We start from the raw sequence: 15,642 nt of genomic DNA on the forward strand, positions 1-15,642 counted from the left end.
AACTCCACCTCATTTATTAAACAATAGTTTGGATATGATAAAATTTATAGAGCTGATCAGAAGACAAATCACAAGGAATATTATTGCCAAAGCAGAAGCTGGTCCAGTTTCATACCACTCAAAAGCTAACACATAAAAATAGTACATTATCGTGGAAGTCGCACCAGAAGGGCCGCCTTGTGTTAAAATATAAATTTGATCGTACGCTTTAAGCGAATCTAAAGTAAATAAGATAAACAAAAATAAAAGCATAGGCGAAATAGCCGGCAAGGTGATTCTTGTTAATTTTCTTAATCCTTTGCCCCCATCCAAATCATTTGCTTTCTCTACTTCTGGGTCTAACTTTGTCAAAGAAGAGGTTAGTAACAAGATAGATAAACCTAAATATTGCCAAACAGTTACGACGATTACTACAAACATAGAGGTAGTTTGTCCACCCAACCACTCAATCGGTGCGATGCCTACTACTCCTAAAATAGCATTAATGATTCCCGTATCTTTATCGAATACACTAACCCATACCATCGAAACAACGATAGTTGGCGTAATCCATGATGAAAAAATAGTAGCAACGAAGAAAGTTCGAAGTGCTTTTATTTTGCTCAATAGGATAGCTACGTACAATCCTAGAATGATTGGTGGTACTACTGTGAAGGTAGTAAACACCAGTGTATTAATTAATACTTTTATAAAAAATGAATCACCTATAATGTTTTTATAATTTTCCATTTCCACGTAATTAAATTCGGGGGAAATGTAGTTCCAATCTGTAAAACTAATGTGAAAAGTTTTAACCATAGGGTATATCCAAAAAACAACTAATGGAATTAGGATTGGCAGCAACAGGGCGAACGACCATAAGTTATCTTTTATACTTCTGCTAGTTAGTCCACTCATTTATTCAAACTCCCTAATGATGTCATTAATTTCCTCACCATTGCAATCGTGCTGGATTTTAGACAAATTGGCTAAAGTAGGTGCAATATTTTCTATTCGCCCTTGTTCGATTATCTTACCTTTTTTAATTTGATCGCCAATGCATATCATAAATCCATTCATTTCATCAACCGCATTAGGATGATACCCATGTAAGCTTTTCAATTCCTTGTATTTCGGTTCTTCTGGAGTGAAAATATCTTCACCGCATACCGTGTGTTTTAAATCCAAGATGCCAACAGGTTTAAACTGTGAATTAGACTTGGCTTCTACCTCATAGAAATGATTCACTTCATTCAAATCATTGAAATAATCCATAATTTCTCTGTTTTGCTGGCGGTCCAACAAGCTGTAAAACAACAATGAGCCGCTTCCATCGGTAATAAATCTTATTTCCTGCTCAAACAAATGCTTCTTCCAACGAGTTTGTGCCAATACTTCATTTGGATAAAAGAACGTTTCAACATCACTTTGACCATGATCTGAAAACACAAGCAGGTTGTATGATTTTCGGGATTTTTCTAACATGTTAAAAATTTGATTAACATATTCAAATAAAATTTGTACATGTTCAGTTGCCTCTAAAGAGTCCTTTCCGTATTTATGAGACAAGGCATCATAACCAATGAACCTTGTAGCTATAAAATGATAAGAATTCGATTCAATCGACTGCATCGTTTCATGCAATGCGATTCTATCAATCTCGTATACAGATTCAGATTTTTGAATCTTTTTTTTACTACTTGATTCAGTAACTAAATGATTAATATATGGGTTACTAGACGTGAGCGGCCAATGGATGGAACTACTCTTCAAGTTATTCATAGAAAGTGAGTGAAATAATGTTTGTCTATGTAAAGTTTCATTACAAATGATTTCATGATCGTCATACAACGGGATTCTTTCTATTGTTTTGGAACGAGATAAAATATTATCAAACACACTATGTTTATGATGATTGTTCCCGGTTATTGCTGTAGCATGAGCATTAAATGTAACCGAAGGAAACGTTGTGATGATTTTCTTGATATACGAAAATCCGTTACTAGTGAATTGCTGTGAATAACGCTCAAAAATTTTATAGCTTAAACCATCTATTGAAATAAGAACATTCATTGGAATCTCCTTAAATTTTTTTGAGTATTTTTGTCAAACACGTTTAGATTGTTCGCTTTCATTTTCACATTTAACTTTTGACCTTTTTCATAGGTTTGAGTAAAGCTTTCTTTCACAAGGAAATTGAGTGTCTTATATTTTAAGTGTATTAACACATCCGTGCCTATAATTTCTGTAAACAAGACCTCCATTTTTAATGCATTATGCTCTTCTTCTGTAATGTAACAATGCTCGGGTCTAATTCCTGCTACAGCATTTGGATTATCTTTAATCGTTTCTAATGGCAGGTCTGTCTCCAATAAAACCCCGTCGATATCGACATGAACTTGTTGATTTTGATGTACTAGAATAGCATCTAAATAATTGATGGGAGGTGAACTGATAAAGTTAGCTACGAACATATCTACAGGGCAGTTTATTATTTCCATAGGAGTACCTATTTGCCTAAATTCCCCTTCTGCCATAATCGCTATTCGATCGCCTAGAGTAACAGCTTCCACCTGATCATGCGTTACATAAATAAAAGTGGAGTTCAAACGCTCATGAAGCTTTTTAATTTCAATTCTCATTTCATTTCTTAACTTTGCATCTAAATTAGATAACGGCTCGTCCATCAAAAAAACTTTCGGTTCTTTTACAATAGCTCTTCCTATTGCAACACGCTGCTTTTGGCCTCCTGATAATTGGCTAGGAAAACGTTTCAATAATGAAGTAATTTGCAATATCTCTGCCGCATTATTGATCCGTCTTTCCCTTTCAATCTTTTTGACCTTCTTTATTTTCAAACCATAAGCCATATTTTCAAATACAGTCATATGTGGATAGAGAGCATAATTTTGAAAAACCATTGCTACTCCTCGGTCCTTCGGTTCCACTTCGTTTACACAAACATCACCAATGTATACATCACCTTGTGTAATATCTTCAATTCCAGCAATCATTCTCAGCAAAGTGGATTTACCACATCCAGATGGTCCAAGCAACACTAAGAACTCTTTATCTTTAATATCCAGACTTATATCATCCAGTGTTTTTTTTTCATTCGTATATTGTTTCGACAATGACTTTAACGTAATAGTTGACATCTTAAAAAATCACCTCATCAAATTCTTATAGTTGGCGTCATTGTTCCAGCTACACGACAACGATTACTTTAACTGGACTTTTGAAGCCACGTCTTACACACCTAAGGAAGCCGAAATACAAAAGTAAAAACAAATAATCCTTAGTAAAATTTTGGCAGCTAATCTACACAACCTCGATTTATCTTTTTTTCATTTGTAAATTTTACAATATTTTCAATTTTATGTTTATTTCGCATTTTATATTTGGTATTATTGATTTGTAACACGCTTGCGTACAAAAAATATTGTACACTCAATATAAAATCTTAATGTGAACTAAGTATTAACCTTAGGTAAATTTTTTGTTAAGTAGCCTCGTAGAATTGTATAAAGGACAGGAGAGTATCATGACTAAGACAACTACACAAACTGAGAAAGAGATGTCTCTACGCCTCTCAGAATTAAGAAATCATATCATTGATGCCATTGCGCAAACGATGGATCTATACGGAGCCAATTATTCATTCGGGAAACTTTATGGCATCATGTTTTTCGAAGATAAACCGATGACACTTGAGGATATGAAAGAATATATGAACATGAGCAAGAGCAACATGAGCTATGCTATCCGTTCACTGCTTGATTCTAGAATGGTCACAAAACTAGAGGAAAAAAAAGACCGAAAGGATCTGTATGTGGCAGAGACTGATTTTTTCCAAACATTCCGTGTCTTTTTTACAATGAAGCTACAGAGGGAAATCGATGTCATGCTCGGGGCAATTAACAAGGTGCTTCCCGAACTTTCAGAGTTCGTACTTTCTGAAGACCTTAGCGATGAAGAGAGGCAGGAATCACTTCGAGACCTCAATAAGCTGCGACACGGTGTCGAATATTATACTTGGCTTCAGCAGTTTGTGAACAGTATGCTGGACAATGGATTTTCAAATCAGAAATAAGTTTTTTGGCCCATATAGTATGTATTAATTTCCAAATTTGAATAACTAGGCGTAGGTTCTTAAATTTGTCTTGCAATGAGATCACCGGACTTGTCATGAATTCATTCCCCCCAATACTTTGGGTTAAAGATTCGTATCCCTTTCTACCGCTTTCTAGTGACTGTATCTTTTATCTAGCCCTCGGACGGTTGGAGTTTCGCTTTGGGATTCTTTATGTAGTGAAAAAACAATATCGCAAAAATCATTTGCTCTAATCAAGTTTAGGATTTTCGCCTTCTCCAATCCCGGATGGATAAACTCAGGGTAATTTCTAATTACGTTTTCCATCACCTTTAATTGATCACTCATATGTCGCGGATATTTTGCTTTCATTTCATTCAGATACCAATCTATTAAAATCCGATCATTAAAGGCTGACTTGGTGGGTTAATAGTTCAACCTTTGAGCTCTTTCTTTTAGCTGAGGTAGAACTAAGTCTTCCACAAATCATGGAATGTTCAGGACATAAAGATGAAGACACAACAAAAAATGTTTATTTACATGTAACAAAAGATATAAAAAATGAGGCTTTCCAAAAGTTCAAAGAACTCATGGAAAACCTCTAATATTAAACCCAAATCTAAGAAAATGTTACCCAGTTGTTACTCCTGGTCTATTTTCAGAGAATATTAAAGCCTATAATGCCTACTGTTTAAGGATTGTTGTGCAAATTATTACATCATGCCGCCAGTAAGGTGAAAGTGTGTCATATATTTCACGATGTGTTCCAAAAGTGCGCTATATCAACATTTGTAAAATGTTCATTGTAACATCTTTAACGGAATTTTATCGTTTTTCATTTGATTGCGTTAGCAAAATGTTAGCATCTATTCACACACTCCTCCTGTGTTGCTTGTAGGTCACAGAGGTATTAAATGATGTAGTCTTGTTAACCCAACTAAAACTACATCTTGAGTTCTGCATTTACTTTTATAAAAAGCTCTAGAGTCTTCCTCCTGAGTTAACCACTGATCTTCCCGAATTTATTACTCAAATTGCTAGCACAGTAAACTCAATAACAAATGTATAAATTCTCTTGGATTGAAAACGAAGGAAATCAATAAGTAATGAAAGATGTTCAGGTGATGAGTTATTTATTATCATAACGTACTAAGCCTTAGTTCATAAAAATACTGCACAATTGGATGCTTTAACTTCATCTTCTCAGTCATGTTTAAAATTCGTTTTTTTCCAACCCGTCTGTCCACCAAAGCTAGAATATTCAATAGGATATCATTGCTCTCTATGCTTTCCTCTATAGAAGTGGATAAAAACTTATTAGCTACAACGATAAAATTTGATTTACTTAATGATGACTGCGCTGACATAAGCTCCTTTGCATATTCTGATAATTTTCTACCCCTTGCAATTACTTGTAGACGATCCTCCGGAACTATCCCCTTGGTTTCTTTTCTTACCGCTTCAATTTCCTCATTGCTGATAGGAATTTGGATATCTGAGACATTCTTAATTTCCAGCTCCGTCTGATACCATATGATTAAGGTAGTACTCTCACTCATATTGAGTACATTCTTTTTATCTACCGCAATATAACAAATTCCTGCTTTATCAGGTAAATAACGATAGCTGGTTGCACGGTATTCAACCCTTCCATATAATGCAGGACAGAGAAAGCTCTCCAGATTTTGCTCCAATTTGCTCCAGGCCATGTAATTCTCCTTAATTTTCATATTATTAATATTTATTGAGGCAGTCAGTCGTTCTATTATACATAATACAATAACCAACACATCGATCATATTAAATACAAGATTTAAGTGTGACTTGAATTTCTGATGTATCGATAATAGTTAGCGAATAACACTTTTAGACTAAAGGCCCTGTTATTTATTGTTTTTTTATCAAAAGAAATGTTTTTAAAATAACTTTATTATCTATAAACAGCATTGCCCGTGTAATTAACTCTTCTTAGTCGATTGTTTAACTCTATTTAATTCAAAATTCTCTACAATTAGGTTTATTCACTTATTCCGTGAAGGAGATTGAACAGGCTACACTTAGTTGGACAATAAAAAAGAGGACACCAAACAGCTCTATTCTGCTTTGGTGTCCTCTGTCTTTTTCTATTTCTCCTTTTTGAAATAAGAGAATTTGCATAACATCCATATCTCACTTCGAATGCGCTTGATCAGCGTCTCTATCTTCATGTTGACAGGACTTTCTCTATACAGTGAGGCTTATAAATTTTACATTAATAAAAATTAGCACACTAGTTATACAACAAAAACGAACCTCCCTCTATAAAATCGATGGAAGGTTCGCTTAGTTAAACAAAATGGACTTTTTCTGTGGCCTCGTGCAATTATGATTCTACATTTACGCAGGAAACACGCTTTTCTATATAATCCCATTACAATAATAGTTTATAAACTTTTCTTGGACGACCTGTCATACGTGGACTTTCCTCTGCCACAACGTGAGCAAGTCCATTTACTTCTAACTCACTCAATATACGTCGAGCACTACGCGTTGTTATTTGCATATATTGAGCAAGTTCACTGGCACTTATTTCTTTGCTTGATCGCTTTTTTATTATAGATTTCAATTTATGCAGTGTAGCTACACTGAGTGATGTTTTTTCTCTAATTGCTTGTATTTCGTCGGATATGTATGAATACGTAAGTTGTTCTTCTTGACCCAGAGGACCTGTAATTCTCTTATCATCAAAGCAAACCGCCCATGAACCTTTTCCCCACTCCCTACTTTGTAATAAAGCATTCCATGCATTGATTTCTGCTTCATATGCTGAATGACCAATTCCAATCCCGCAAATCTTTTCTTCTTCATTCAATCCATTAAACGAAGCTATCTCTGCTTTTCTTGTGAAGTCATGGGTAATATCTTGTAAAAAACCTCTTGTTGAAAAAATAACATATCGGCCTGGAGCAATTGTAAGAATGGATCCTTGAATTTTTTTAGTATATGTACGCAATTTTTTCGTAAATTCAAGTTCAAGTTCATGAAGCTTATCATTAGTAAATGCTGTATTAGGCAACCCCACAAAAGCAGCATCATATTCAATAATTTGTACAGCAATTTGAGCTCTTTTAAAATGAAGCATTTCATACATTCTACGAATTTCAGATACAACAGAATCCACAGAAATTTCTGTCGGAAATATTCGATAGGCCGGTAGGCCAAGTTGCTGTAATTGCTCTTGAATTGGATGACCTGTAATCGCTATTTTCGTGAATCCTTTTTCATAGCAACGATAGTGAAAGTCGATTAATTTTTGCAATTCTATCGTTTCTGATTCAATATATTCAATTGATTCTTTAATACCTGTTTCTTGTAACACTTGTTTAAATTCTTCAAGAGAGATTGAATCGTAGCTTATTTCATTAACTTTAATGTGATGTTCATGTGATAGTTGCAGGAGTACGCTATATATAGCTGAACCGTGGAATGGAATGTGAAAAATAGGATCAGATATCCCTCCCCATTTTTGAACAATACCATATGTAATTGGCCCAGTACAAAGCCACATAGTTATATCAGCCTTACAGGGTAAAACACGTTTATTTAAATCCTCCTCAGTTAGGCACTCTATTGGAATACAGGTTATATCGTTGTATTTCTTCAAATATTGTTGAACTACTTCAATTGAATCATTTGGTCCAATTAAACCCAATAATATATTCAACATCTTTCGCCCCTTTCCTTATCTATTATAGCAGAATTTGGGTATTCAAAAAAAATACTTTTGATTTTCGCAGAATATTATTTCACATTCTGAATATTATGATATAGTAAAGGACAAGTCCTAAAGAGGACCGAAAGTGAAATTAAAGGAGGGAAAAATATTTTATAGGTTCAGTTAATTTTCTTTAAAAGTTGAATTATGGGGGATGACCATGGAAAAAGTACAGATGAGCAATGGGAAACGTCATTTTATCTTTTCATTACTATTCTTGGGATGGATTGTTGATTCCTTGACGTTGTTTGGTATGAATATTGCAATCATACCAATTAGTAAAGAATTAAACTTATCCGAAACACAAAGTGGTATGGTAATTAGCAGCTTCTGGTTAAGTAGTGCCTGCATGACTCTTCTTGCAGGGTGGGTCTCAGACAAGTTTGGTTCGAGAAAAATTATTGTAATAGCATTATTCATTATATCTTTATTTTCATTGTTGACAGGTATGGTAGGATCATTTGTTGCTATTTTAGCGGCACGATTGATTCTTGGATTAGGTGATGGGGGATTACCTACAGGCAGCGCTGTAGCTATTACAGAAATTTACAAAAAAGGAGTTCGTGCAAGAGCGAAGTCAATGTTACTTGCAGCTCAGTTACTAGGTGGGGTCCTTGCTTTATACCTTACTGCGGTTATCTCAGATACTTTTGGCTGGCGCGTTATGTTTTATATTATTGGTGGCCTTGGTCTTGTTGTAACTCTATTATTAAGTATTTATTACCATCCTCCAAAAGTAGTAAAAACGACTCGAGATGGTAACAACATTACCAAAACAGTAATGAAAGACTTATATAAACATAAAATGCTATGGATTGTTGTCATCATGTATTTTGGTTCGAGTATTGCACAATGGGGTTTTTCTTCATGGATGCCGTCTTACTTAGAAAGTTCACGTGATTTGAATTTAAAGGAAGTAGGTTCTCTTGCAATGATTCCGCAAGCATTTGGACTAGCTTCTGCTATAATAACAGGTTATTTAATTGATAAAACGCTAGCAGGAAAAGAGAAGTATATTATCCTATTTGGTACAATTATTGCAAGTATTTGCTTGCTTTTAATGTATTATGCACCCTCAATTCAATTGGTTGTTATCTATCAAAGTATTTACTCTATAGGAGGATCCGCGATAGGTATGACTATTTTATCTATTCCTTTAAAACACGTATCAGAAAATATCGTCGGGTCTTTTATGGGTACAATGTATTTTGTTGGAGGATTAGCGGGATTTATTGCCCCAACAGTTATGGGTGCATTGATCGACGCGTTTGGATCATATCAGGCTGCGTTCTTCTTCCTCGTTGTAGCATTAGGGGTAACGAGTATTTGTTCTTTAATGTTTAAAATTCCGAAAAACAATGACGGTGTATTTGAAAGCGCTTCATCTCAACTAGAGTAACCCTATTCATTCGATACAATTTTTAGCAATATGGTAAAGTTCACTACAAGTCTAACAAGAGGTGATAAAAATGGATTTTCGTCATAGATTAACAGAAATAATAGAAGAAAAGCGTCAAAAGCTCATTCAAGTGAGTGATAAAATTTGGAGTTATGCAGAAATGGGTTTTCAAGAGGATAAATCTTCCCAATTATTGTGCGAAACATTAGAAGAAGAAGGATTTTCCGTCGAAAAAGGTGTGGGAAATATCAAAACTGCTTTCATCGGTAGTTTCGGAAGTGGAAAACCTATTATTGCATTTCTAGGAGAGTATGACGCCCTTTCTGGATTAAGTCAATCAGGTGGCGTACCAGAATATAATCCAGAGGAAATTAACGGCAATGGACATGGTTGTGGGCATAACTTACTCGGAACCGGTTCACTAGCAGCCGCTATGGCACTTCGTTACTACATGGAAGAAAACAATATAGAAGGAACAGTTCGTTATTATGGTTGCCCTGGAGAGGAAATTGGCGGCGGTAAGACTTTCATGGTAAGGGAAGGGTTGTTTGATGATGTAGATGTGGCATTAACATGGCATCCTGGAACTCGGAATAACATAATGTCTATGGCTTCACTTGCGTGTTACGAAGTATACTTTAAATTCAAAGGAAAAAGTGCACACGCAGCAGGTAGCCCGCATTTAGGAAGAAGTGCGCTTGATGCAGTTGAACTCATGAATGTCGGAGTCAACTATTTACGTGAACATATTATTCCAGAAGCAAGGGTACACTACGCGGTAACAAATTCAGGCGGCTTTTCACCAAACGTTGTCCAAGCTGAAGCTGAAGTGTTATATTTTGTAAGAGCACCTCGCGTATCACAAACTGAAGAAGTTTATCAACGTGTTTGTGACATTGCAAGAGGTGCTGCATTAATGACAGGAACTGAAGTGGAAATTGACTTTGCATCCGCTCTTTCTGATGTAATACCGAATACAACGTTAGAGAAAGTGATGCATGATAACTTCATTGCGTTAGGAGCACCACAACATAATGAAGATGAATTGCAATTTGCCCAAAAGATTCGTGAAACACTTTCGGAAGCTGATAAAAGTTTTGAAGTGAAAGTGAATAAAGAATTAGCTGGGAAAGTGTTATCAGACCTTATCGATCCATTTACTCCCGGAAACGGAATATTGCCGGGTTCAACAGATGTTGGGGATGTTAGTTGGGTAGTACCTACAGCACAATGTATGACAGCATGCGAAGCACTTGGAACACCCTTCCATACTTGGCAGATCGTTGCGACAGGGACAACCTCTATTGCGCATAAAGGTATGCTGCATGCCGGGAAAGTGATGGCAGCTACAGCAATAGAAGTCCTTAATCGTCCTGATCTTATTGAGAAGGCAAAGGCAGAGTTAGTTGAACGTCGGGACGGCGAACAGTATGTTTCACCACTTCCAACAGAAGTGAAGGAATATATAGCTCGTGTTTATTAAACCATCTATCTTATCATAATATGATACGGACCAAGGCTTTACATTTCTTGATTCGAAATCATCGGGATATCCCCTGAAATTAGTACGCAAATTATACAACAGAAACAGTGAACCTTTCTTCGATAAAATTGAGGAAAGGTTCGCTTAGTGTAATTAATTATGCACATAAATATAGAACTAATTTCAAATCACAATAATGATCATCAAATTTAGTGATGTTCAGGTGATGAGTTATTTATTATCATAACGTACTAAGCCGTAGTTCATAAAAATACTGCACAATTGGATGCTTTAACTTCATCTTCTCAGTCATGTTTAAAATTCGTTTTTTTCCAACCCGCCTGTCCACCAATGCTAGAATATTCAATAGGATATCATTGCTCTCTATGCTTTCCTCTATAGAAGTGGATAAAAACTTATTAGCTACAACGATAAAATTTGATTTACTTAATGATGACTGCGCTGACATAAGCTCCTTTGCATATTCTGATAATTTTCTACCCCTTGCAATTACTTGTAGACGATCCTCTGGCACTATCCCCTTGGTTTCTTTTCTTACCGCTTCAATTTCCTCATTGCTGATAGGAATTTGGATATCTGAGTCATTCTTAATTTCCAGCTCCGTCTGATACCATCTGATTAAGGTAGTACTATCACTCATATTGAGTACATTCTTTTTATCTACCGCAATATAACAAATTCCTGCTTTATCAGGTAAATAACGATAGCTGGTTGCACGGTATTCAACCCTTCCATATAATGCAGGACAGAGAAAGCTCTCCAGATTTTGCTTCAATTTGCTCCAGGCCATGTAATTCTCCTTAATTTTCATATTATTAATATTTATTGAGGCAGTCGTTCTATTATCCATAATACAATAACCAACACATTGATCATACTACTTATAGTTATTGTTTCATAAGTCTGGATATTTTAGTCGCTCACTATTATCGATACATCAGAAATTCAAGTCACATTTAAACCTTGTATTTAGTAAATGTTTTCCCATCACGTTCTAACTCCGTTAGAGGGAAAATTATTTTCGTAGAGTTATAATCGCTAGACAGCTAGGGCAACCTGGACAAATATTATAAGAGTCGCCATGTGCGTTGAAGTGGAGTGATTTCGATACGTATAAAAAAAGTTTACACGTAACAAAAACATATTTTCGAACAAACATGAAGAAAAGGCCTCTCAACAGTTTAGTAAACTGATGAAAGACCTTTTCTAAAATTAGTCATATGCATTTTTTCACACAATATAGTGGTCAAAAAGTGGTCATTCAATGTAAATCGATATGTAAAACCCTTATTTTAAAAGGGTTCTAACATCTTTTTACATCATGCCGCCCGTAAGGTGAAAGTGTGTAATATCTTTTACGATGTGTTTTAAAAGTGCGGTAAATCAACGTTTGTAAAAATGCGGATTGTAACATCTTTCACGATAATTTATATTTTTTACTGCATTGCGTTAGCAAAATGTTAGCAACCTCAAGCTGATATTTGTAACAGTTATTTTCATACTCAACATGTTAGGAGTGTTGGTGGGTTTAATTTATAATGTAATTGCTATTGATATTTTCAAAAGTTCTTTATTTAACGAAAGTATTTGCTTGTTAATTGCATGAACAAATTAAGGACTTTGATCCTTCTAGATAAACTTCTCCATAAAAAAATGAACTTTTAAGGGATTATATCAATAAAACTTTCCCCCGAGTCCTTTCTCTATGCACACACTTACATAGTAGAAAATGTTTCATTTCTCCAGTTGGCATACGATAACTTTTCGACTTTTACTTCACTCTCTGGGGTTCAAATCAAAATTCACTTAATCGATTAATTGACTAATATCAATTTTGAGTTAGTTTGTCATTTTCTCTTTGCACTCTTTATTCGACAAAAGATGCAAAAAACCTTTTAGGTAGAGGAATATTTGGTTGTTCAGCCGTCCCTATTTAATGAAGACAAAAAAGCATCAAATGAGGTGGTGCTTTTTCATTTTAACGAAAAGAGCATTACACTTTTACTCACAGTGTAATGCTCTTTTAATGAGTTATTTATTATTACGGTTCTTGCCGTATAGTTCAGCGATAGCTCCATCCCAATCATTTTTCTACATTTTGTCCTTCCTTAGTTGTTAGACGAAGGTCGTTTAGAGGTGAGTTATACTTGACTTACTCTTCAATTCTTTTAGACAATAAAAAAGACTGTTTAAAGCCCTTTCTCTCCAAATTTGAGAAATGGCATGAAACAGTCCTTTTTTAGAATCATTTACGCTTTGCATTTGGAAAAAATTAAACAATGGTGTTTTTCTGTTTTGCTTTTACTAATTGACCACCATTTTTTAGATATTTTTCAATTCCTTCCGCTGCGCGATATCCTAATGAGCCAATTGTTGCAGTCGGGTGATGACCTGCAAATTGCGGAAAGGCAGACCCCCCCACTACGAAGAGGTTATCGACGTCCCACATTTGTAAATAGTTATTCACTGCAGACGTTGCAGGGTCTGCCCCCATAATGACGCCTCCCGCGTAATGTCCGCCATCATAGATATGATCAAATTCTTGTGGAACCTCATCCTCATCCACAATGTCTGCACCCATCGCTTCCATGATTTCTCGGGATTTCTCTATGCCGAATTTAGCCATGTTCCGGTCTTGATCCGTATATTTATAAGTTATACGCAAAAGTGGGTCATTAAAACTATCAGTATACGTTGGATCCAAATCTACGAAGTTATGCCAATAAGACATGGTTGCCATTGTATACCATACAACAAGGGAGCTATTCGTATAGTTAATTGAGTTTTTCTTAAATTCTGGTCCCCATGCAGGCGTGCCTTTTGGGACGTGATTCGTCGCAATGGCTCCGTCCCCATATTGCCTTAATTCAATTCCTCCGCCATTAATGAAATTTAACTTCGAATGATCGAAATTATCTCCTGCAAAATCACTTAAGGTGCCGCCTAAAGCGCCTGCCCCCATATAATAATTAAACTTCTTATCTTTGAAATATCCTCTTGCACCAAGAAAAGTAATATTGAATTGAGCATTAAAGTTTCTTCCGATTACACCTTTTCTTGTATTTGGATTATAAGGTTGTCCGATGCCAGATAACAGTAATAATCGATTGTTCGTAAATGTGAACGCTGCCAGTACAACCACATCTGCGGGTTGTTCAAATTCTTCACCGGTCATGGTATCAGTATATAGGACACCTGTTGCTTTACCACCTTTATATAAGACACGTCGAACATACGCTCCTGTTCTCGCTTCAAAATTCCCAGTCTTCATGGCAGTCGGGATTACTGTCACAAGTGGATCGGATTTTGCTCCATAGTCACATCCATAATGTGTACAAAATGAACAAAACATACACTGATTTATCTGTTCCCCATCGGGATTTGTATAGGGTTGTGATAAATTACCTGCAGCGACTCGGTACGGATGATACCCCATCTTTTTGGTAGTGTCCATAAATAAACGAACGGCCGGTGATTCCTTTATCGGTGGGTTTGGATAGTCACTTGATCGCTTGTCCCCAATAGGGTCTGGCTCTCCCGAAATTCCCGCTGTTTTTTCCCAACGATCATAATATTTTTCCATCTCATCGTATGTGATTCCCCAGTCCTGTATCGTCATGTCTTTAGGGATTTTATCCTTCCCGTAACGTTCAATTGTTTTACTTCTAATTTCAAAATCATATGGCTTCCAACGGTAAGTTGCACCTGCCCAATGAACACTTCCACCACCCAAATCTGTGCCAGCCATCATTTCTTTACGAGTTCTTACCGGTAATGCGGTTTCATCAATATAATTTCGGGAAGTAATCGTTTCAGGAGCTAGATTTTGCATCATCTCATAGCGATTCGTATATCGCAGTTCATCTTTTACTCCCATGTAATCAGACCGAGTTACATTTTTACCACGTTCCAACGCTACCACTTTATAGCCGGCTTTCGAAAGTTCAGCTGAGACAACACCACCAGCCCAACCTGTACCAACAACTACTACATCTACTTTACCTAATTTAACTACCATCTTATCTTCCTCCCATTAATGCCCTTGATAATTTCGTAAGCTTACTGGTTCCATTTTAATGAATTCTTTTTCTTCAATTTTATCCAAATAACTCGCTCGTGGACCTGGATAGTCTTTCATCTTCCAACCCATCATATCTTTATTACCTCCATATACAGGATCTGCATAAGCCCCTTCAATCGTAGTCTGCAGAAGTAAATAGAAGAAATTTGAGGATCCTACCCCCTTCATTTCGACTTTATCCTGCTCAAACAAACGCAGCACTTCATCTTGTTTGTCTGGGTCCAAATCAACAAACCTTGCTCCAAAATCTTTTTGAGCCACTTGATCTATTTTCCGTAGTCCTAGAGTAAAGATCTCACTTCGATTTAATATGGATTGATATCTTGGCGTAGGAGTAGGTACTTGTGTTTCTGCATTTGGTCCCTGACTATCCTGATTTCGTTTGTTGTTATGGTTACCCGCTGCTTGTATATCTGTAATAAAAGGCCCTTTCATATATTCCTTGGCATTCATCCCCCATTCTCCAGCTAACTGCTTATCGATAAAGTAAGGTACTCCTAATTCAATGGCCCCTGGTCCTAAATCATCTTTCGGAAAAATACGTTCTGTTGCAGCCGATAAAATATCGAAGTCTTCGGCTCGATTGATAAAGACTCGTGCTTCTTGTAGACCACCACTAACGGTTGTATGATTGGTTGTTGGCTTTTTTTGAAGCTGGTTTGTTAGTATTCCACCCAACAAGGAACCTCCAACTAATCCTCCAGCAACTAGTCCTGAATTTTTCAAAAATTTGCGTCGGCTCATATCGCTTATCTTGTTCGTATCCTTCGGTTGATCTGCCACTTCATGCTCCTCCTTACAGTTCTATTGATTTAATCCTTCTAACATAATC

At 36.1% G+C, this 15,642-nt stretch carries 11 protein-coding genes; 3 read left to right on the forward strand and 8 right to left on the reverse strand.

Translation table 11 applies throughout. The features are described from left to right. Positions 1 to 9: 9 nt before the first annotated feature. Genes MHH81_RS17620 through MHH81_RS17630 form a run of 3 tightly spaced genes read right to left on the reverse strand, consistent with a single transcriptional unit; the run spans position 10 to position 3,137 of the window. Complete coding sequence (locus MHH81_RS17620) at positions 10 to 897, reverse strand: carbohydrate ABC transporter permease (protein ID WP_340923740.1); 888 nt, start codon at positions 895 to 897, stop codon at positions 10 to 12. Then, positions 898 to 2,052 (reverse strand): alkaline phosphatase family protein, encoded by a 1,155-nt coding sequence (locus tag MHH81_RS17625; RefSeq protein ID WP_340923742.1) that lies wholly within the window; start codon positions 2,050 to 2,052, stop codon positions 898 to 900. Beyond that, positions 2,049 to 3,137, reverse strand: a complete 1,089-nt coding sequence (locus MHH81_RS17630; protein WP_340923744.1) for an ABC transporter ATP-binding protein — start codon at positions 3,135 to 3,137, stop codon at positions 2,049 to 2,051. Before MHH81_RS17630 ends, MHH81_RS17625 begins: the two co-directional genes overlap by 4 nt. Before the next feature lie 386 nt (positions 3,138 to 3,523). Here MHH81_RS17630 and MHH81_RS17635 point away from each other — a divergent pair, with 386 nt between their 5' ends. Further along, positions 3,524 to 4,072: a GbsR/MarR family transcriptional regulator gene (locus tag MHH81_RS17635; protein ID WP_340923746.1), complete on the forward strand. Its 549-nt coding sequence runs from the start codon at positions 3,524 to 3,526 to the stop codon at positions 4,070 to 4,072. A 1,139-nt stretch (positions 4,073 to 5,211) separates the two neighbouring features. Here MHH81_RS17635 and MHH81_RS17640 read toward each other — a convergent pair. Together MHH81_RS17640 and MHH81_RS17645 are read right to left on the reverse strand one after the other, a co-directional pair. Then, a complete protein-coding gene (locus MHH81_RS17640) occupies positions 5,212 to 5,781 on the reverse strand; it encodes an SF0329 family protein (protein ID WP_340923748.1) in 570 nt (189 codons plus the stop codon). A 701-nt stretch (positions 5,782 to 6,482) separates the two neighbouring features. Further along, positions 6,483 to 7,778: an ArsR family transcriptional regulator gene (locus MHH81_RS17645; RefSeq protein WP_340923751.1), complete on the reverse strand. Its 1,296-nt coding sequence runs from the start codon at positions 7,776 to 7,778 to the stop codon at positions 6,483 to 6,485. A 208-nt stretch (positions 7,779 to 7,986) separates the two neighbouring features. Here MHH81_RS17645 and MHH81_RS17650 point away from each other — a divergent pair, with 208 nt between their 5' ends. Then, positions 7,987 to 9,225, forward strand: coding sequence for an MFS transporter (locus MHH81_RS17650; protein WP_340923753.1), 1,239 nt, complete (start codon positions 7,987 to 7,989; stop codon positions 9,223 to 9,225). 70 nt (positions 9,226 to 9,295) lie between these two features. Next, positions 9,296 to 10,708 (forward strand): M20 family metallopeptidase, encoded by a 1,413-nt coding sequence (locus MHH81_RS17655; RefSeq protein ID WP_340923755.1) that lies wholly within the window; start codon positions 9,296 to 9,298, stop codon positions 10,706 to 10,708. A 241-nt stretch (positions 10,709 to 10,949) separates the two neighbouring features. Here the strand turns inward: MHH81_RS17655 and MHH81_RS17660 are convergent, their stop codons facing one another. From MHH81_RS17660 to MHH81_RS17670, 3 genes are all read right to left on the reverse strand, one after another. Continuing rightward, on the reverse strand, positions 10,950 to 11,519 hold the full coding sequence (locus MHH81_RS17660) for an SF0329 family protein (RefSeq protein WP_340923758.1): 570 nt from the start codon (positions 11,517 to 11,519) through the stop codon (positions 10,950 to 10,952). A gap of 1,482 nt (positions 11,520 to 13,001) precedes the next feature. Further along, complete coding sequence (locus MHH81_RS17665) at positions 13,002 to 14,747, reverse strand: GMC family oxidoreductase (RefSeq protein WP_340923760.1); 1,746 nt, start codon at positions 14,745 to 14,747, stop codon at positions 13,002 to 13,004. Between the two features lie 15 nt (positions 14,748 to 14,762). Then, on the reverse strand, positions 14,763 to 15,593 hold the full coding sequence (locus tag MHH81_RS17670; protein ID WP_340923762.1) for a gluconate 2-dehydrogenase subunit 3 family protein: 831 nt from the start codon (positions 15,591 to 15,593) through the stop codon (positions 14,763 to 14,765). Positions 15,594 to 15,642: the final 49 nt, after the last annotated feature.

Origin of the sequence: Psychrobacillus sp. FSL H8-0484, from assembly GCF_038005325.1 — a bacterium.
GTDB lineage: Bacteria > Bacillota > Bacilli > Bacillales_A > Planococcaceae > Psychrobacillus.